Annotated in this window: 14 protein-coding genes; 6 read left to right on the top strand and 8 right to left on the bottom strand. The window is 72.1% G+C overall.

What is annotated here, in order from left to right:
- Positions 1 to 24: 24 nt before the first annotated feature.
- The 5 genes from OHB09_RS11395 to OHB09_RS11375 form a co-directional block, all read right to left on the bottom strand.
- Entirely contained in the window at positions 25 to 1,074 is a 1,050-nt protein-coding gene (locus tag OHB09_RS11395) for an ABC transporter substrate-binding protein (protein WP_093589170.1), read from the bottom strand.
- Positions 1,075 to 1,276: 202 nt separating this feature from the next.
- Positions 1,277 to 2,437 carry an acyl-CoA dehydrogenase family protein gene (locus OHB09_RS11390; RefSeq protein ID WP_006140620.1) on the bottom strand — a complete coding sequence of 387 codons (1,161 nt, stop codon included), beginning with the start codon at positions 2,435 to 2,437 and terminating at the stop codon, positions 1,277 to 1,279.
- A 4-nt stretch (positions 2,438 to 2,441) separates the two neighbouring features.
- On the bottom strand, positions 2,442 to 3,431 hold the full coding sequence (locus tag OHB09_RS11385; RefSeq protein ID WP_006140619.1) for a hydroxymethylglutaryl-CoA lyase: 990 nt from the start codon (positions 3,429 to 3,431) through the stop codon (positions 2,442 to 2,444).
- Positions 3,428 to 5,377, bottom strand: a complete 1,950-nt coding sequence (locus tag OHB09_RS11380) for an acetyl-CoA carboxylase biotin carboxylase subunit (RefSeq protein WP_191853253.1) — start codon at positions 5,375 to 5,377, stop codon at positions 3,428 to 3,430. The genes OHB09_RS11385 and OHB09_RS11380 overlap by 4 nt, the downstream gene beginning before the upstream one ends.
- Positions 5,378 to 5,391: 14 nt before the next feature.
- Entirely contained in the window at positions 5,392 to 7,014 is a 1,623-nt protein-coding gene (locus OHB09_RS11375) for a carboxyl transferase domain-containing protein (protein WP_191853129.1), read from the bottom strand.
- Positions 7,015 to 7,099: 85 nt separating this feature from the next.
- On the opposite strand from OHB09_RS11375, the gene OHB09_RS11370 reads away from it, so the two are divergent.
- Positions 7,100 to 7,699, top strand: a complete 600-nt coding sequence (locus tag OHB09_RS11370) for an SACE_7040 family transcriptional regulator (protein ID WP_167795931.1) — start codon at positions 7,100 to 7,102, stop codon at positions 7,697 to 7,699.
- A 664-nt stretch (positions 7,700 to 8,363) separates the two neighbouring features.
- The gene (locus OHB09_RS11365) at positions 8,364 to 9,155 is read left to right on the top strand and encodes a phosphatase (RefSeq protein ID WP_093589181.1); all 792 of its coding nucleotides are present in this window, start codon (positions 8,364 to 8,366) and stop codon (positions 9,153 to 9,155) included.
- 55 nt (positions 9,156 to 9,210) lie between these two features.
- Here OHB09_RS11365 and OHB09_RS11360 read toward each other — a convergent pair whose 3' ends face one another.
- From OHB09_RS11360 to OHB09_RS11350, 3 genes are read right to left on the bottom strand one after another with little or no spacing between them, the layout of a single operon-like run.
- Entirely contained in the window at positions 9,211 to 10,209 is a 999-nt protein-coding gene (locus OHB09_RS11360; RefSeq protein ID WP_006140612.1) for a cation diffusion facilitator family transporter, read from the bottom strand.
- Between the two features lie 5 nt (positions 10,210 to 10,214).
- Positions 10,215 to 11,096, bottom strand: coding sequence for an acyl-CoA thioesterase (locus OHB09_RS11355; protein WP_006140610.1), 882 nt, complete (start codon positions 11,094 to 11,096; stop codon positions 10,215 to 10,217).
- Positions 11,097 to 11,148: 52 nt separating this feature from the next.
- Positions 11,149 to 12,306 (bottom strand): acyl-CoA dehydrogenase family protein, encoded by a 1,158-nt coding sequence (locus tag OHB09_RS11350; RefSeq protein WP_006140609.1) that lies wholly within the window; start codon positions 12,304 to 12,306, stop codon positions 11,149 to 11,151.
- A 337-nt stretch (positions 12,307 to 12,643) separates the two neighbouring features.
- Here OHB09_RS11350 and speB point away from each other — a divergent pair, with 337 nt between their 5' ends.
- The 4 genes from speB (at position 12,644) to OHB09_RS11330 (ending at position 18,381) form a co-directional block, all read left to right on the top strand.
- The gene (gene speB / locus OHB09_RS11345; protein ID WP_006140608.1) at positions 12,644 to 13,612 is read left to right on the top strand and encodes an agmatinase; all 969 of its coding nucleotides are present in this window, start codon (positions 12,644 to 12,646) and stop codon (positions 13,610 to 13,612) included.
- 90 nt (positions 13,613 to 13,702) lie between these two features.
- Positions 13,703 to 14,980, top strand: a complete 1,278-nt coding sequence (locus OHB09_RS11340; protein ID WP_328921929.1) for an AAA family ATPase — start codon at positions 13,703 to 13,705, stop codon at positions 14,978 to 14,980.
- On the top strand, positions 14,980 to 15,660 hold the full coding sequence (locus OHB09_RS11335) for an RloB family protein (RefSeq protein ID WP_328921928.1): 681 nt from the start codon (positions 14,980 to 14,982) through the stop codon (positions 15,658 to 15,660). Before OHB09_RS11340 ends, OHB09_RS11335 begins: the two co-directional genes overlap by 1 nt.
- Positions 15,661 to 15,756: 96 nt before the next feature.
- Complete coding sequence (locus OHB09_RS11330; RefSeq protein ID WP_328921927.1) at positions 15,757 to 18,381, top strand: class I SAM-dependent DNA methyltransferase; 2,625 nt, start codon at positions 15,757 to 15,759, stop codon at positions 18,379 to 18,381.
- Positions 18,382 to 18,452 lie beyond the last annotated feature (71 nt).

Raw genomic sequence — 18,452 nt, 5'->3', positions numbered from 1 at the left:
CGCCCCCCTTGCCCGGCGGAGCGCTCAGCTCACCTTCTTCGCGCCCTCGATGGCCTTGGCGAGGTCCTCCAGCAGCGGCGCGCACTTGTCGTACGACAGGATCGGCTCCGGGTTGCGCGGGATGACCTGACCCGCCTTCACGGCCGGCAGCTTCTTCCACGTGGCCTCGGTGATGTCCGCCGGCTGGATCGCGGACGTCCGGTTGTCCATCATGATGATGTCGGCCGGGTGCTTGTCGACGTTCTCCCAGCTCAGGTTCTCGAACCAGCCGCCGCTCTCCTTCTTGGCGGCCTCGCTGGGCTCGACGAAGTCGACCCCGAGCGACTTGAAGTACTCCAGGTCGATGGAGAGGTTCGTGCCCGAGACGTAGAAGATGTCCTGGCTCGCGGAACCCGCCATGACCTTGATGTCGGGATGGGCCTTGGCGGCGGCGCGCAGCCGGGCGGCGGCGTCCTCGAAGCGCTTCTTCGCGGCGGAGATCTCCTTCGCCCCGGTGTCCGCGCCGAGTGACTCCGCGAGCGCCAGCATCCGCTGGAGCGACTCGGGCATCTGCCGGTCGTAGACGGAGATGCCGACGCTCGGCGCGCCGACGGCCTCGATCTTCTTCGTGGACTCCTCGGGGACGTACCAGAGCGTGCCCGAGTCGTCGAACATCGTGGAGACGAGGAGGTCCGGGGCGAGCGCCGCGTACTTCTCGATGCTGAACTGGCCCCACTCGTTGCCGAGGACGGTCAGCTTGGCGACGTCCAGGTCGCCGGCCTGGACGTCCGCCTTGCCGTCCTTGGTCTTCGTCGGTCCGAAGACGCCCTTCACGGGGACGCCGTAGTCGTGCAGCGCGGCGGCCGCGCCGACGAAGGCGACGATGCTCGAGGGGGTCTTGTCGGCCGAGGCGGTCTTGCCGCGGTCGTCCTTGAAGCTCCAGGGGCCCTTCTTGCCCGCCCCGGCGGAGTCGCCCGAGCCGCCGCTCGACCCGTCCTCGTCACCGCAGGCCGCGAGCACGGCACTGAGGCCGAGGGCGCCGCCGGCGGCGAGGATGCCGCGGCGGGAGGGGCGGAGGGCACGGGCGTTGGGCATGGCGTGGCTACTTTCGAACGGGGCGGGGTTCACCGCCGGAGGAGTTCGAAGGTAGGTTAGCCTAACCTCATGCCCTGTCCAGGGGGCGGGGTTGTCGGGCGCCGCCCGCCAGGGAGGGGCACCCCGCCACGGGACGACGAATCCCGCGGTGCGGGGGCGCCCGGGCCGGAAGGCGGCGGTGGGGAGCCCTTGGCTGCCGGGCTCAGCTCGGCAGGCCCAACTCCCGTGCGATCAGCATGCGCTGGACCTCGCTCGTGCCCTCGCCGATCTCCAGGATCTTGGCGTCGCGCCACATCCGCGCCACCGGATACTCGTTCATGAAGCCGTAGCCGCCGTGGATCTGGGTGGCCTCGCGGGCGTTGTCGACCGCGATCGTGGAGGAGTACAGCTTCGCCAGGGCGGCCTCCTTCTTGAAGGGGTCGCCGGAGACCAGCCGGGAGGCCGCGTCGCGCCAGGCGAGGCGGGAGGTGTGCGCCTTGGTCTCCATGTCGGCGATCTTGAACTGGATTGCCTGGTACTCGCCGATGTGCCGGCCGAAGGCCTTGCGCTCCTTGGCGTACTTCACCGACTCGTCCACACAGCCCTGTGCGAGACCGGTGGCCAGCGCGGCGATCGCGATACGGCCCTCGTCCAGGATGCGCAGGAACTGGGCGTAGCCCCGGCCCCGTTCGCCCAGCAGGTTCGCCGCCGGGACGCGGACGTCGGCGAAGGACAGCTCCCGGGTGTCCGAGGCGTTCCAGCCGACCTTCGAGTAGGGCGCCGCGACCGTGAAGCCCGGGGTGCCGGAGGGGACGATGATCGAGGAGATGACCGGCCTGCCGTCCGGCTTGCGGTCCGTCACCGCCGTGACCGTGACCAGGCCGGTGATGTCCGTGCCCGAGTTGGTGATGAAGCACTTGGTGCCGTTGATCACCCACTCGTTCGTCTTCTCGTCCAGGCGGGCCGTGGTGCGCGTCGCGCCCGCGTCCGAGCCGCCCTCGGGTTCGGTGAGGCCGAACGCGCCCAGGATCTCGCCGGCGCAGAGCCGGGGGAGCCACTCGCGCTTCTGCTCCTCGGTGCCGAACAGATGGAGCGGCATCGCGCCGAGCGAGACCCCGGCCTCCAGCGTGATGGCGACGGAGGAGTCGACCCGGGCCAGCTCCTCCAGGGCGATGCCGAGCGCGAAGTAGTCGCCGCCCATGCCGCCGTACTCCTCGGGGAACGGCAGCCCGAACAGGCCCATCCGGCCCATCTCGCGGACGATCTCGTAGGGGAACTCGTGCCGCTCGTAGAAGTCGCCGATCTTGGGGGCGACGACGTCGTGGGCGAACTCCTCGACCGTGCGGCGGAGTTCCTCCAGCTCGGGGGAGAGCTTGTGGTCCATGGGGTCACTGCTCCTTGTGGGAGGTCGGGGAGGACCGGTTGGTCCGGGCGGGTTCGTCGGGCCGGGGGGTGAGGGCCCTGACGGTGCGGGACGGGCTGGGCCGGCCCAGGTGCGCGGCCATCCACACGCTCGTGGCGACGAGAGCGTCGAGGTCGACCCCGGTCTCGATGCCGAGGCCCCGGAGCATCCACACCAGGTCCTCCGTGGCGAGGTTGCCGGTGGCGGACTTGGCGAACGGGCAGCCGCCGAGGCCGCCCGCGGAGGCGTCCACGGTGGTGACGCCGTGCCGGAGGGCGGCCAGGGTGTTGGCGAGCGCCTGGCCGTAGGTGTCGTGGAAGTGGACGCCGAGCGTCTCGGTGGGCACGCCCGCCTCGTTCAGCGCGGTGAGCAGGGCGGTGACATGGCCGGGGGTGGCCACGCCGATCGTGTCGCCGAGGCTCAGCTCCTGGCAGCCCATGTCCAGCAGGGCGCGGCAGACGCGGACCACCTGCTCCACCGGCACGGGACCCTCCCAGGGGTCGCCGAAGCACATCGAGAGGTAGCCGCGGACGTGCCCGCCCTCCGCCCTGGCCCGGGAGACCACCGGGTCGAACATGGCCAGCGCCTCGTCCACCGTGCGGTTGAGGTTGGCCTTGGCGAAGGACTCCGTGGCGCTGGCGAACACGGCGACCCGGGTGGCCCCGAGCGCGAGCGCCCGCTCGAGGCCGCGGGCATTGGGCACGAGCACCGGCAGGTCCACCGGCAGTTCGCGCACCAGCGGGAACAGTTCCTCGGCGTCGGCGAGTTGGGGCACCCACTTCGGGTGCACGAAGCTCGTCGCCTCGATCGTGGTCAGACCCGCGCCGGCCAGGCGCCGGACGAAATCGGCCTTCACCGCCGTCGGCACCGTCGCCGACTCGTTCTGCAGGCCGTCGCGGGCGCCGACCTCGTGGATGCGGACCCGGGCCGGCAGGTCCGGCGCCGGCACGGTCATGGGAAGTCCCGGCACGGTCATTCCCCGCCCTCCTCTTCTGTCCCGTCCAGTGGTGCGAGTACGACGAGCACCTGGTCCATCGCGACCGCCGTGCCCGGGGTGACGTCCAGCTCGGCGACCGTGCCGGCGTGCGGGGCGGAGATGACGTGCTCCATCTTCATCGCCTCCACCACCAGCAGGCTCTGCCCGGCCGCCACCTCCTCGCCGAGGGCCACCTTCACCACCGTGACCGTGCCGGGCATGGGCGCGGTCAGGGCGTCCGCCCCGGCGTGCGCGGCGCGGGTGAGGGAGGCGGCGACCGGGTCGTAGTCCCGCACCTGCCAGGCGTCACCGTCCCGGCCGAGCCAGTCGCCCGCGTGGTGGAAGGCGTGCGTCACGCCGTCCAGCGTGACCGTCACGCGGCCGGGGGTGACGTGGTGCGTGCCGCGCGGGGTGTGCCGGACCGGTTCGGAGCCCGCCACGCGCAGGTCGAAGGAGACCGGGGCGGGCCGGCCGCCCATGCGCCAGCCGCTCGGCACCGAGAACGGGTCGGTCCAGCCCTCCGTCCGGGGCGCGAGCGCGTCCAGGCGGACGGCCGCGGCGGCCTCGTACACCTCCTCCGGGACCCCGTCCGGCACGAGGCCCTCGGCCTCCCGCTCCACCAGGCCCGTGTCCAACTCGCCCGCCACCACGGCGGGGTGGGCCAGCAGCCGGCGCAGGAAGCCCGCGTTGGTCGGCACGCCCAGCGTCACCGTGTCCGCCAGGGCCGCCCGCAGCCTGCGCAGCGCCGTCGCCCGGTCGGGGCCGTACGCGATCACCTTGGACAGCATCGGGTCGTACAGGCTGCCGACCTCCGCGCCCTCGCTGAGCCCCGAGTCGGTGCGCACCCCCTCGCCCTCCGGCTCGCGCAGCGTCAGCACCCGGCCGCCGGAGGGCAGGAACCCGCGCGTCGGGTCCTCGGCGCAGAGCCGCGCCTCCACCGCGTGGCCGGTGAGCCGGACGTCCTCCTGGGCGTACGGCAGTGCCTCGCCGGAGGCGACCCGCAGCTGCCACTCGACGAGGTCGAGGCCCGTGACGAACTCGGTCACCGGGTGCTCCACCTGGAGGCGGGTGTTCATCTCCATGAAGTAGTACGCGGACGGGTCGCGGCCGGGGACGATGAACTCGACCGTGCCCGCGCCCGTGTAGCCGCAGGAGCGGGCCGCCTGGACCGCCGCCTCGCCCATCGCCGCCCGCGTGGCCTCGTCGAGCAGGACGCTGGGCGCCTCCTCGACGATCTTCTGGTGGCGGCGCTGGAGGGAGCACTCTCGCTCGCCCAGGTGCACCACGTTGCCGTGCGCGTCGGCCAGGACCTGGATCTCGATGTGCCGGGGGCGGTCGATCCAGCGTTCGACCAGCAGGGTGTCGTCGCCGAAGGAGGCGCGGGCCTCACGGCGGGCCGCGGCGATCTCCTCCGCGAGCGTCGCCGTGTCCCGCACCAGCCGCATGCCCTTGCCGCCGCCGCCCGCGCTCGGCTTGAGCAGCACCGGGGCGCCGATCTCCCGGGCGGCCGCCGCCAGCTCCTCGTCGGTGAGCCCGGAGCCGCTGGAGCCGGGCACCACCGGCACCCCCGCCGCCCGCACCGTCTCCTTCGCGCGGATCTTGTCGCCCATCAGGGCGATCGCCTCGGCGGGCGGGCCGATGAAGACCAGCCCCGCCTCGGCGCAGGCACGCGCGAAGGCGGCGTTCTCCGCGAGGAAGCCGTACCCCGGATGCACCGCCTGGGCGCCCGTGCGGGCGGCGGCCTCCAGGAGCCGCTCCACCGACAGATAGCTCTCGGCCGCCGGCGCCGGGCCCAGCCGGACCGCGGTGTCGGCCTCGCGGACGTGCCGGGCGTCGGCGTCGGCCTCGGAGAAGACGGCCACCGAGCGCACGCCCAGCGCCCGCAGGGTGCGGATCACGCGGACGGCGATCTCACCCCGGTTGGCCACCAGCACCGTGTCGAACATGGTCATCCTCCCCCTCACATCCGGAAGACGCCGAAGCCGCCGGCCGCGGAGGGCAGCGGGGCGTGGGCGCACGCGGTCAGGGCCAGGCCGAGCACCTGGCGGGTCTCCAGGGGGTCGATCACGCCGTCGTCCCACAGGCGGGCCGTGGCGTAGTAGGCGTTGCCCTGCTGCTCGTACTGGGCGCGGATCGGGGCCTTGAAGGACTCCTCCTCCTCGGCCGGCCACTCCTCGCCGCGCCCCTCCAACTGGTCGCGCTTGACCGTGGCGAGGACGGAGGCGGCCTGCTCGCCGCCCATCACCGAGATCTTGGCGCCCGGCCACATCCACAGGAAGCGCGGCGAGTACGCCCTGCCGCACATCGAGTAGTTCCCCGCGCCGTACGAGCCGCCGATCACGACCGTGAGCTTGGGGACGCGGGTGCAGGCGACCGCCGTGACCATCTTGGCGCCGTGCTTGGCGATGCCGCCCGCCTCGTAGTCCTTGCCGACCATGAACCCGGAGATGTTCTGCAGGAACACCAGGGGGATGCCGCGCTGGTCGCACAGCTCGATGAAGTGCGCGCCCTTCTGGGCGGACTCGGAGAACAGGATGCCGTTGTTGGCGACGATGCCGACCGGGTGGCCGTGGATCCGGGCGAAGCCGGTGACCAGGGTCTGGCCGTACTCCGCCTTGAACTCCGCGAACCGCGAGCCGTCCACCACCCGGGCGATGACCTCCCGCACGTCGTACGGGGTGCGCGGGTCGACCGGCACCGCCCCGTACAGCCCGTAGGGGTCCACCTTCGGTTCGACGGGCGCGGTGACCTCCCACGGCAGCTCCCGGCGCGGCGGGAGCGTCGACACGATGTTCCGGACGATGCGCAGCGCGTGCGCGTCGTCCTCCGCGAGGTGGTCGGTGACGCCGGAGGTGCGCGAGTGGACCTCGCCGCCGCCCAGCTCCTCGGCGGTGACGACCTCGCCGGTGGCCGCCTTCACCAGCGGCGGGCCGCCCAGGAAGATCGTCCCCTGGTTGCGGACGATCACCGCCTCGTCGCTCATCGCCGGGACGTACGCCCCGCCCGCCGTGCAGGAACCGAGCACCGCCGCGATCTGGGGGATGCCGGCGCCGGACATGCGGGCCTGGTTGTAGAAGATCCGCCCGAAGTGCTCGCGGTCGGGGAAGACCTCGTCCTGCATCGGCAGGAAGGCACCGCCGGAATCCACCAGGTAGACGCACGGCAGGTGGTTCTCCAGCGCGACCTCCTGGGCGCGCAGGTGCTTCTTCACCGTCATCGGGTAGTACGTGCCGCCCTTGACCGTGGCGTCGTTCGCCACGATCACGCACGCGCGCCCGCTGACCCTGCCGATCCCGGCGATCACCCCCGCCGCCGGTGCCTGCCCCTCGTACATCCCCTCGGCGGCCAGCGGGGCCAGCTCCAGGAAGGGCGAGCCGGGGTCGAGCAGGGTGTCCACCCTGTCCCTCGGCAGCAGCTTGCCGCGCGCGGTGTGCCGGGCGCGGGCCCGCTCGCCGCCGCCCGCGCGGGCCGCGGCGAGCCTGCCGCGCAGCTCCTCGACGAGCGCGCGGTGCCCCGACTCGTTGGCCCGCCAGGCCGCCGACGCGGGATCCGCCGCGCTGGTCAGCTCCGGTGCCTCTTGCATCCTGCGGTCCCCTCACGTGTTAATGAGCGTTAACGCACGGGTCTCAGGTTAACGAGCGCTAACGTCAATGTCTAGAATCGCTCGCATGGCCACGAGAACCGACGCGCCCACCCGCCGCGAGCAGATCCTCAAGGAGGCCGCCCGCCTCTTCGCCGAACGCGGGTTCCACGGCGTGGGCGTCGACGAGATAGGCGCCGCGGTCGGCATCAGCGGACCCGGGCTCTACCGGCACTTCGCCGGCAAGGACGCGATGCTGGCGGAGCTGCTGGTCGGGATCAGCGGGCAGCTCCTGACCGGCGGCCGGCGGCGGGCCGCCGAGGCGGCCGGCGACCCCGAGGCGGTCCTGGACTCGCTCATCGAGGGCCACATCGACTTCGCGCTCGACGACCGTCCGCTCATCACCCTGCACGACCGCGAGCTGGACCGCCTGCGGGACAGCGACCGCAAGCTCGTGCGGCAGCTCCAGCGGCAGTACGTCGAGCTGTGGGTGGAGGTGCTGCGGGAGGTTTATCCCACGCTGCTGGAACCGGCCGCGCGGGCGGCGGTCCACGCGGTGTTCGGGCTGCTCAACAGCACACCCCACCTCGGCCGGCGGGGGGCCCTCCCGGGCCGGGCCGCGACCGCGGCGCTCCTGCGCGCGATGGCGCACGGCGCGTTCGCCGCGGCGGCGCCTGCGGCGGGCTGAACGGGGGCGGCGGGGTGCGGTGCGGCTCGTGGGCGCGGGTGCGGGTGCGGGTGCGTTGTGGCCGGTCGCGCAGTTCCCCGCGCCCCTGGGTGGGGTGGACTGGGCGGTGGCGTTGTTTGGGGCGGTTGGATGGGGGCGCGGCGGGGCTCGGGGGGTGCGGTGTGTCTGGCGGGCGCGGGTGCGTCGTGGCCGGTCGCGCAGTTCCCCGCGCCCCTGGGGAGGTTGCGCTCGGGGTGGCGTTGCTTGTGGCGGGTCGGTTGCGTCGGCGGGTTCGGTGTGTCTGGCGGGTGCGGGTGCGTTGTGGCTGGTCGCGCAGTTCCCCGCGCCCCTGGGGGGGGTGACCTTGGCGGTGGCGTTGACTGTGCCGGTCGCGTGGTTTTTCAGGGGCGCGGGGAACTGCGCGAGACGGGGCGGAGCCCCGTGCCGGGGTGCGAGGGGCGGGGCCCCTCGGGGACGGGAAGGGTAGGGGCGGCGGGGGCGAGGGAAGTCCCGCGGCAGCCGGGGACGGCGAAGTACCCCCACCCACCGAGCCGCCCGCAGGGCCCTCGGGCCGGTCGGCCGCCCCCGGGCGAACCCGCCGCAGGGCCCTCGGGCCGGTCGCCCGCCCCCGGGCGAACCCCCAGGTCCGGCTTCCCCCGGCGGAGCGCCCCGGCACAATGGGGGCATGCCGATACCCGGGACGCCCCCCAGCCGCGCCGACCTCGTCACCCACCTCGTCCGCACCCGCATCGCGGGCGACGTCGCCACCCCCCGCGAGAACAACCTCTCCCACTACCGCAAGCTGGCCAACGGCGACCGCAACTTCTGGCTCGGCCTGGAGCTCGGCGACCGCTGGACCGACGAGCAGGACGTCCTCGCGGTCATGGCGGAACGCGTCGGCGTCAACGACGACCCCGAGTACCGCTACGGCCAGGACACCATCGACCCCGAGCTGACCGTCGACGCCCTGGACCGCATGGCCGCCCGGCTGCGCAAGGCCGCCGACGGCCGTCAGCGCGTCCTGTTCGCCACCGGCCACCCCGGCGGCCTCCTGGACGTGCACCGCGCGACCGCCGCCGCCCTGCGGGCCGCCGGCTGCGACATCGTCGTGATCCCCGAGGGCCTGCAGACGGACGAGGGCTACGTCTGGCAGCTCGCCGACGTCGCCGTCCTCGAGCACGGCGCGAGCCTGTGGCACACCCACTCGGGCGACCCCATGCGGGCGATCCTCCAGGGCCTCGAGCGCGACGGCGATCCGGCGCCGGACCTGGTCGTCGCCGACCACGGCTGGGCCGGCCGCGCCGCCCAGGACGGGGTCGACGCCGTCGGGTACGCCGACTGCAACGACCCGGCCCTCTTCCTCGCCGAGTCCGAGGGCACCCTCCAGGTCGCCGTCCCCCTCGACGACCATGTCAAGAGCCCCCGCCACTACGACCCGATGACGGCCTACCTCCTGGGCCAGGCGGGGCTGCTCTGACCGGCGGCGACGGCGCGGGGGAGGGCGCAGGCGAGGGGTGGGCGGCCCGGGGGCCTCACGGCCAGGGGTTCAGTCCCTCGGCCCGCCGCTGCGCGAACCCCGGCGTCGGGTCCAGGTAGACCCGGCGCACCGAGGGGAACCGTTCCCGCAGCCGCCGCTCCGCCTCCTCGCACGCCCATTCGATCTGGGCGGCCGTGGACACGTCCCGGAAGTCGACCTTCGCCGCCACCAGCGCCTCCGTCGGCCCCTGCACCAGCGTCGTCAGCTCCAGCACCGCCTCGATGTGCTCCCCGGCCACCAGCTCCTCGCGGATGCCCGCGCGCACCGACCGGGGCAGCGGGCGCCCGACGAGCAGCTCGATGTTGGACCGGCCGAGCACCCAGGCGACGTACAGCAGCAGCACGCCGATGCACAGGGAGGCGGCGCCGTCCCACACCCCGGAGCCGGTGAGCTGCCCGCCGAGCAGGCCGCCGGCCGCGAGCAGCAGGCCGACCAGGGCCGCCGAGTCCTCCATGACGACCGCCTTGACGGCGGTGTCGCTGGTGCGCCGCAGATAGCGCCCGAAGGGCACCTTCAGCCGGGCCGCCTCCCCGCGTGCCTGGCGCACCGCCGTGCGCAGAGAGAAGCCCTCCAGGAGGAAGGCGACGGCGAGCACGAGGTAGGAGACGAGCGGGTCGCCCAGTTCCTCGCCCTCGGCCAGGGTGTGGATGCCGTCGTAGAGGGAGAAGACCGCGCCGCCGACGAACGTGGCGACGGCGGCGAGCAGGGCCCAGACGTAGCGCTCGGGGCCGTAGCCGAGCGGGTGGTCCTCGTCGGCGGGTTTCGTGCTGCGTTTGAGCGCGGTGAGCAGCAGTACCTCGGTGACGGTGTCGGCCACCGAGTGCGCGGCCTCCGACAGCATCGCGCTGGAGCCGCTGATCAGTCCCGCGACGGCCTTGGCCACCGCGATCCCGAGATTGGCGAAGGCGGCGACGAGCACCGTGAAGGTGCTCTCGCCGCCGCCGTCCTCAGGGGTGCCGGTACCCGTGCCCTTGCTCGTGTCCGTGTGCGCCATGCATGTCAGTGTTCCCGCGGAACGCGGACCACGCCTTCCTGGATCACCGAGATCGCCAGCGCGCCGTCCCGGGTGTAGATGCGGGCCTGGCCGAGGCCGCGCCCGCCGGAGGCGGAGGGGGACTCCTGGTCGTACAGCAGCCACTCGTCGGCCCGGAACGGCCGGTGGAACCACATGGCGTGGTCCAGCGAGGCGCCGACGACGTCGCCGACCGCCCAGCCGCCCCGCCCGTGCGCGAGCAGCACGGAGTCGAGGAGGGTCATGTCGGAGACGTAGGTGGCGAGGACGACGTGCAGCAGGGGCGTGTCGATGGCCCCCTCCAGCTTGCCGTTGGCGCGGAACCACACCTGGGAGTGGGGTTCGCGCGGCTCGCCGAAGCGGCCGTAGGGCGGCTCGTCGACGTAGCGCAGGTCGACGGCCTCCCGGGCCTCCAGGAACCGTTCGACGACCATCGGGTGCAGGTGGTCGTAGCCGCGCAGCCGCTCGCCGGAGGTGGGCAGGGTCGCCGGGTCCGGGGCGGGGGGCATCGGGGCCTGGTGGTCCAGCCCCTCCTCGAAGAGCTGGAAGGAGGCCGAGAGGTGGAAGATCGGCTGCCCGTGCTGGACCGCGACCACGCGCCGGGTGGTGAAGGACCGGCCGTCGCGGATGCGGTCGACGGTGTAGACGATCGGCGCGCCGGGGTCGCCGGGCCGCAGGAAGTACGCGTGCAGGGAGTGCGCGTGCCGGTCCTCGGGGACCGTGCGGCCGGCGGCGACCAGCGCCTGCGCGGCGACCTGCCCGCCGAAGACCCGGGGGACGACGGCGGGCCGGGAGTGGCCGCGGAAGATGTCCCGCTCGATCCGCTCGAGGTCGAGCAGATCGAGCAGCGACTGAAGTGCCTGACTCATATGTCAGTTCTATCCTGCGTGTTCTTCGTGCCTGGGGCCGGGCCGGAGCCGGTCACAGCCCCATGTTCTTGGCGATGATCGACTTCATGATCTCGCTCGTGCCGCCGTAGATCCGGTTGACCCGGTTGTCGGCGTACAGACGGGCGATGGGGTACTCGTTCATGTAGCCGTAGCCGCCGTGGAGCTGGAGGCAGCGGTCGATGACGCGGTGGGCGACCTCGGTGCAGAACAGCTTGGCGGAGGCGGCCTCGGCGGCCGTCAGCTCACCGGCGTCCAGGGCCTCCAGGGCGCGGTCGGCGACCGCCTCGGCGGCGTCCACCTCGGCCTGGCAGGCGGCCAGCTCGAACTTGGTGTTCTGGAAGCTGGCGACGGTCTTGCCGAAGACCGTGCGGTCCTGCACGTACTCCTTGGCGAACCGGACCGCGGCCTTGGCCTGCGCGTACGCGCCGAAGGCGATGCCCCAGCGCTCGGAGGGGAGGTTGGCGCCGAGGTAGTGGAAGCCCTTGTTCTCCTCGCCGAGGAGGTCCTCGGTGGGGACCTTGACGTCGACGAAGGCCAGCTCGGCGGTGTCGGAGGTCTTCAGGCCCAGCTTGTCCAGCTTGCGGCCGACCGAGTAGCCCTCGGACTTCGTGTCGACGGCGAAGAGGGAGATGCCGAAGCGGCGGTCCTCGGCGGTCGGCGCGGCGGTGCGGGCGCAGACGATGACGCGGTCGGCGTGGACGCCGCCGGTGATGAAGGTCTTGGCGCCGTTGAGGACGTAGTGCGTGCCGTCCTCGCTGAGCTTCGCGGTGGTCTTCATGCCGGCGAGGTCGGAGCCGGTGCCCGGCTCGGTCATCGCGATCGCCCACATCTCCTCGGCGGAGACGAACTTGGGCAGGTAGCGCTTCTTCTGCTCGTCGGTGGCGAGCATCTTGATGTAGGGGAGCGCGAGCAGCACGTGCACGCCGGAGCCGCCGAAGGTGACGCCCGCGCGGGCGGTCTCCTCGTACTGGACGGCCTCGAACTTGTGGCTCTCCAGGCCGGCGCCGCCGTACTCCTCGGGCACGTTGATGCCGAAGAGGCCCAGCTCGGCGAGCTTGTAGTAGAACTCGCGGGGCACGATGCCCTGCGTGAACCACTCGTCGTACGCCGGTACGACCTCGGCCTCGATGAAGGCGCGGAGGGTCTCCCGGAACGCCTCGTGATCCTCGTTGAACACCGTACGGCGCACTGCCGCCTCCCTCGATCCCCTGAGTGGTCTCCAAGCGCCGACGGTCCTTCGGTGCGGCGGTGTCCGAGGTGACGGACGTCCGGCGCGGTGTTTGTCTAAGCGCTTGCTCAGACACCAAGGTACCGACGGGTAGGGACCGCCGTCCAGGGCGGGTGCGCGGGCGGGGCCGTAACGCTCGTCACGCGGGGCCGCGCGGCCGGGGGAGTTCCGCCGGTCAGGCCTTATCGTCGGGGGCGCGCACGCCACCGCGTGCGCGCCCCGGCCCGCGGTCCTCCTCGGCACCCCGAACCCCCGCCCGGCCGGGCAGCTCACCGCACGCAGAAAGAGGCAGCGCCCCATGAGCAGCGAGACGCCCCGAGGCCCCGTCGACTCCTCCCGCGTCCCCCGGTACGCGGGCCCCGCCACCTTCGCCCGGCTGCCCCGGCTCGACGAGGTCGGCGGCCGCGCCGACGTCGCCGTCGTGGGCGTGCCCTTCGACTCCGGCGTCTCCTACCGGCCCGGCGCCCGCTTCGGCGGCAACGCGATCCGTGAGGCCTCCCGGCTGCTGCGCCCCTACAACCCCGCGCAGGACGCCTCCCCCTTCGCCCTCGCCCAGGTCGCCGACGCGGGCGACATCGCCGCCAACCCCTTCCGCATCGAGGAGGCCGTGGAGACGATCGAGGCGGCCGCCGACGACCTCCTCGGCACCGGGGCCCGCCTGATGACCCTCGGCGGCGACCACACCATCGCGCTGCCGCTGCTGCGCGCGGTGGCCAAGAAGCACGGCCCGGTGGCCCTGCTCCACTTCGACGCCCACCTCGACACCTGGGACACCTACTTCGGCGCCGCGTACACCCACGGCACCCCGTTCCGGCGGGCGGTGGAGGAGGGCATCCTCGACACCTCCGCCCTCTCCCACGTCGGCACCCGCGGCCCCCTCTACGGCAAGCAGGACCTCACCGACGACGAGAAGATGGGCTTCGGCATCGTCACCTCGGCGGACGTCTACCGGCGCGGCGCCGACGAGGTCGCCGACCAGCTCCGGCAGCGCATCGGCGACCGCCCCCTCTACATCTCCATCGACATCGACTGCCTCGACCCCGCCCACGCCCCGGGCACCGGCACCCCGGAGGCGGGCGGCATGACCTCCCGCGAACTCCTGGAGATCCTGCGCGGCCTGGCCGCCTGCGACGTGGTCTCCGCGGACGTCGTCGAGGTCGCCCCCGCCTACGACCACGCCGAGATCACCTCGGTCGCCGCCTCCCACACGGCCTACGAGCTGACGACGCTGATGACGCGGCGGATCGCGGCGGAACGCGCGGAGTGATCCGACGGAACTGTTCCGGGAGGTTCCGGACCTCCCGGAAGGGCCGATGTCATGGGCGGCCACTAGTCTGAGCGCGGAGAGGAGGCCGGTGTGCTGCTGCGGTTCCGCGTCGCGAACGTACGGTCCCTGCGAGACGAGCAGGAACTGTCCTTCGTCGCGCCCGGCGACGGGCAGGGCGCATCAGCGAACCCGGTGGATCTCGCGGGCGGTGGCTCCCTCTACGTGCTCCCGCTGGTCGGCATCTTCGGGGCCAACGCCTCCGGCAAGTCCAACGTGCTGATCGCGATGACGGACATGCGCAACGTGGTCCTCAACTCCTACGCGCACTGGGCGTCCTACGACGGCATCCCGCGCCAGGTCTTCTCCCTCGCCCCCAAGAGCGGGAGCGAACCCTCCTTCTTCGAGGTCGACGTCGTCATCGACGGGATTCGCTGGACGTACGGCTTCGAACTCGGCGCCGAGCGCGTCGAGTCCGAGTGGCTGCACAGCTACCCGCGCGGTCGCCGTCAGGAATGGCTCGACCGCGATGCCTCCCGGTCGGACGTCTTCAGGTGGCCGGGCGCGCGGGTCAAGGACCGCGCCCAGCTTGTCCGGCGAACGCGGCCGAACGCCCTGCTCCTCTCCACGGCCGGCACGGACAACCACCCGCAGCTCTCCCCGCTGTTCCACTGGTTCCGCCGCAACTTCTGGATGATCAGTCCCGAGGTCGAACGGGACGAGCGCGCGCGGTACACCACGAGGGAACTGTCCGGCCCGAGAGCCGCCAGGATCCAGGAACTGCTGAAGGTCGCCGACCTCGGCATCACGGGAGCGACGGTCGTCCAGGAAGGGCCGGGCCAGGACACGGTGAAGCTGACGCACCACTCGGCCGCCGGGGACGTGTCCTTCGACTGGCAGGAGGAGTCCTACGGCACCCGCTCCTGGTTCGCCCTCCTGGGCCCCCTGCTCCTCGCCCTCGACGAGGGCGCGGTCCTGCTCGTCGACGAACTCGACGCCAGCCTGCACTCCCGCTTCGCGGCCGAGGTCGTCCGGCTCTTCCACGACCCGTACGCGAACCCCAAGGGCGCCCAGCTGGTCTTCACGTCGCACGACGCGACGGTGCTCACCACCCCGAGCGGCGAGCGGCTCCTCGACCCGGCGCAGGTGTGGCTGACGGAGAAGGACAAGGACGGGGCGACCGCGCTGTATCCGCTCACCGACGCGGAGCCGGGCGAGGACGAGGACCTCACGCAGTCCTACCTCGCGGGAGCCTTCGGCGGGGTGCCGGCCCTCCTGGAGGGGCAGATCGCGAGGCGGCTGATGGTGGCGCGCGAGGCCGGCGCGTACGACGGGACGAGCGAGCGAGCGGACGGGGCGGGGCGCGACTGATGGGGCGGGCGCAGAGGGGCAGGGACTCGTGGGAGCGTCCGGCCCGGCGGGGCGGGCAGCGCAAGCGCCAGGTCTTCCTCTTCACCGAGGGCAAGGTGACCGAGCCCTCGTATCTCGACATTCTCAAGGACCAGGGCGTCCCCCTCGCAGGCGAGGTCCCGGTGGAGATGCACATCGCCAACCGCAGGGCGGACAGCGGGCGCAAGCCGCTCGACCTCGTCGAGCAGGCGATCAGGCTGAAGCGCGAGGAGGACCGCAAGGCGAAGCGCGCCAAGCTGGAGGCCAAGTACCTGCCTCAGGTCTGGTGCCTCTTCGACCACGACAACTACGCGCACGTCCGCGACGCACTGGACCAGGCGAAGGCGGCGGGCATCGGCGTCGCCTTCTCGCATCCGTGCTTCGAGGTGTGGCGCCTCGCGCACTACAAGCCGGTCAGCGGCTCGTTCGCCGGGGTGTGCGGCGGTGCGGCCGGGCGGCTCCCGTTCCCGCGGGGCTCCCAGGACGCCAAGACCCCGAAGATCGTCCTGCCGCATCAGATCCTGGGCCGCTACAAGACGGCGCGCAAGAACGCCGAGCAGATGAACGGCCGGCACGCGGCGCATGTGGCGAAGTGGGACAGGGACCCCTACACGGACGTGCACGAGTTCGTGGAGAAGGCGCTGCACATCGACAGCTACTGACTCATTCTCGCCATCGTCACGCGCTGATTTCGATGTGGCCCCGGCGGAGCCATAGGGTCTCTCCGTCATCACAGGTCGGGTCGTAGGGAGTCGTACGTGGCCAAGCTGACGCTCGCCCAGTTGGAACGGCATCTGTGGGCCGCCGCGGACATCCTGCGGGGCACGATGGACGCCTCCGAGTACAAGGACTACATCTTCGGACTCCTCTTCCTGAAGCGGGCCAACGACGAGTTCGAGGCGGCGAGGGCAGAGGTCGGGCAGTACGCCGTGGACGTGCTGAAGCTCGACGACGACGACCTTCCCGGCTACCTGGAGCAGCCGGGCCCCTACCGCAAGCGCGATGTGCTGTACGTGCCGGAGGAGGCTCGATGGGCCAAGGTCTCCGCCGCCACCCACAACATCAACGAGATGGCCCTGCGGCCCGCCCTCCAAGCGCTCGAGGGACAGAACAGCAAGCTCAAGGGCCTTTTCGACCACCTCGACTTCAACCGCATCGGCGGGTCCGGCGCCGCGTCCGGCGCGGCCAAGCTCGCCGACCAGCGCCTGCAACTCCTGATCGCGCACTTCGGCCGGCTCAGGCTGCGCACGGAGGACTTCGAGTTCCCCGACCTGATCGGTGCCGCGTACGAGTACCTGATCAAGGAGTTCGCGGACTCGGCCGGGCGCAAGGGCGGCGAGTTCTACACCCCGCGCGCCGTGGTCCGCATGATGGTCGAGCTCCTCGCCCCCACCGAGGACATGAAGATCTACGATCCGTGTGTCGGCTCGGGCGGCATGCTCATCCACGCGGCGGAGTACGTGGAGGAGCACGGCGGCGTCACGTCGTCGATGTTCTTCGCCGGTCAGGACGCCAACTCCGGCTCCTGGATCATGTCGACGATGAACATGGTCCTGCACGGGGTGCGCCGCTTCGACTTGCGTACCGGGGACACGCTTTCGCAGCCGGCGCATGTTCCGCGCTCGGACGAGGACCGGTTCGACGGGGTACTCAGCAATCCCCCGTTCTCCCTGGACTACAGCCTCGCGGACCTGGCCCACCCGGCGGAGCGCGCCAAATACGGGGCGACGAGCGAGCGCGGCAAGGCCGACCTGATGTTCCTCCAGCACATGCTGTGGGAGGCCAAGCGGGAAGGCCCCCGCGGCGGCATGGTCATCACGGTCATGCCGCACGGGGTGCTGTTCCGTGGCGGCGGAGAACAGGCCATCCGTACGGAGCTGCTGGAGAAGGACGCCATCGAGGCGGTCATCGGCCTCGCGCCGAACCTCTTCTACGGGACCGGCATCCCCGCCTGCATCCTGGTGCTCCGCCCGCCCGGCCGGAAGGACCGAGCGCGGGAGGGCAAGGTGCTGTTCATCAACGCCGACCGCGAGTTCCACGCGGAGCGGGCGCAGAACATCCTGCTGCCCGAGCACGCCGAGAAGATCGTCTCCACGTTCCACGCGTACGAGGAGGTACCCGGCTTCTCGCGGATCGTGACCCGCGAGGAACTCGCCGCCAACGACGACAACCTCAACATCCGCCGGTACGTCGACAACACGCCGCCGCCCGAGCCGCAGGACGTGCGGGCCCACCTGGTGGGCGGGGTGCCGCGCGCGGAGATCGAAGCGAAGAAGCCGCTGCTCGACTCGTACGGCATCGGGGTGACCGATCTGTTCGTGGAGCGGGAGCCGGCGGACCCGGCGTACGTCGACTTCCGGGACGAGGCGGCGGGCGGTCGTCCCGAGCTGGGCGAGCTGGCCCGGCCCCGCGAGGAGGCGCTGCGGGCGGAGTTCGGCACGTGGTGGGAGGAGGAGGCGGCCCGTCGACTGGAGGCGGTGGCGGCCACGCCTGAATCCCTTGCCTCGTCCACGTCCTCCGAGCGCAAGGCCGCGCTGATGGCGGTGCGGGGACAGTTGATGACGTCGTTCGGGGAACGGCTGGGACGGGTCGGGCTGCTGGACCGGTACGCGTTGGCGGGGGCGGTCGCGGGGTGGTGGTGGGACGCCAAGTACGACCTGCTCGCGCTGTCGGAGAACGGGTTCGGGGGTGTCGTCGAGGGGTGGGTCGAGAACGTCGACACACTGCTCTCGCCCGAACAGGACGCACGGACGAAGAAGCTGCGGACGCGGACGGCGGCGGAGCGGCGGCAGGCGTACGACCACAAGGTGGTCGCCGCGATCGCTCCGCGGTTCCTGGAGGAACTGGCGGAGGCGGACGCGCGCAAGGCGGAGGCGGATGCCCGGTTCAAGGAGCTGAACGCGCGGCTCTCCGGGAGCGGGGAGGCGACCGAGGCCGACGGTGAGGCGGGTGACGGTGAGGCCGACTCGGAGGAAGCCGCCGCTCTGACAGTTGAGGAGCTGGCCGAGCTCACGGCTGAGCTGACGCGGGTGAAGAAGGCGCGCACGAAGGCGGGCGCGGACATCAAACGCCTTGAGGCTGGCTTCCATCGGTACCCGTATCCAGGTGACTCGCCCACGCTGGGGGAGGAGCCGCCGCGCCTGTTCCGGGCGCGGGCGGAACTGGACGCGGAGGGGGAGCGCCGGGTGGTGCTCGACCTGCTGAGGGACGACCTGGCGGCAAAGCTGGACGGGCATGTGGTGCGGTGGCAGCGGGAGTTGGCGGCGTCTTATGAGACGTGGGAGCAGAAGTACGCCGTTTCGCTGCGGGAGATCCGGGTGGGGCGGGAAGCTGCGGCGGAGAAGTTGGACGGGTTCCTGAAGGAGCTGGGATATGTCGGTTAATTGGCCACTTCGGCGGCTGACCGATGTCGTGCGCCTCCCCAAAGGGCAAGTGAGTCCCCTGGACCCTCCAT

Origin of the sequence: Streptomyces griseoaurantiacus (assembly GCF_036189845.1) — a bacterium.
Classification (GTDB): Bacteria; Actinomycetota; Actinomycetes; order Streptomycetales; family Streptomycetaceae; genus Streptomyces; species Streptomyces griseoaurantiacus.
The sequence above is the reverse complement of the archived record's forward strand: the minus strand, read 5'-3'. Positions and strand labels throughout refer to the sequence as shown.

Excerpts from the sequence above, each read along its gene's own strand:
- OHB09_RS11395 (WP_093589170.1), bottom strand. The coding sequence starts at position 1,074 with ATGCCCAACGCCCGTGCCCTCCGCCCCTCCCGCCGCGGCATCCTCGCC.
- OHB09_RS11390 (WP_006140620.1), bottom strand. The coding sequence starts at position 2,437 with ATGGACCACAAGCTCTCCCCCGAGCTGGAGGAACTCCGCCGCACGGTC.
- OHB09_RS11385 (WP_006140619.1), bottom strand. The coding sequence starts at position 3,431 with ATGACCGTGCCGGGACTTCCCATGACCGTGCCGGCGCCGGACCTGCCG.
- OHB09_RS11380 (WP_191853253.1), bottom strand. The coding sequence starts at position 5,377 with ATGTTCGACACGGTGCTGGTGGCCAACCGGGGTGAGATCGCCGTCCGC.
- OHB09_RS11375 (WP_191853129.1), bottom strand. The coding sequence starts at position 7,014 with ATGCAAGAGGCACCGGAGCTGACCAGCGCGGCGGATCCCGCGTCGGCG.
- OHB09_RS11370 (WP_167795931.1), top strand. The coding sequence starts at position 7,100 with ATGGCCACGAGAACCGACGCGCCCACCCGCCGCGAGCAGATCCTCAAG.
- OHB09_RS11365 (WP_093589181.1), top strand. The coding sequence starts at position 8,364 with ATGCCGATACCCGGGACGCCCCCCAGCCGCGCCGACCTCGTCACCCAC.
- OHB09_RS11360 (WP_006140612.1), bottom strand. The coding sequence starts at position 10,209 with ATGGCGCACACGGACACGAGCAAGGGCACGGGTACCGGCACCCCTGAG.
- OHB09_RS11355 (WP_006140610.1), bottom strand. The coding sequence starts at position 11,096 with ATGAGTCAGGCACTTCAGTCGCTGCTCGATCTGCTCGACCTCGAGCGG.
- speB (WP_006140608.1), top strand. The coding sequence starts at position 12,644 with ATGAGCAGCGAGACGCCCCGAGGCCCCGTCGACTCCTCCCGCGTCCCC.
- OHB09_RS11335 (WP_328921928.1), top strand. The coding sequence starts at position 14,980 with ATGGGGCGGGCGCAGAGGGGCAGGGACTCGTGGGAGCGTCCGGCCCGG.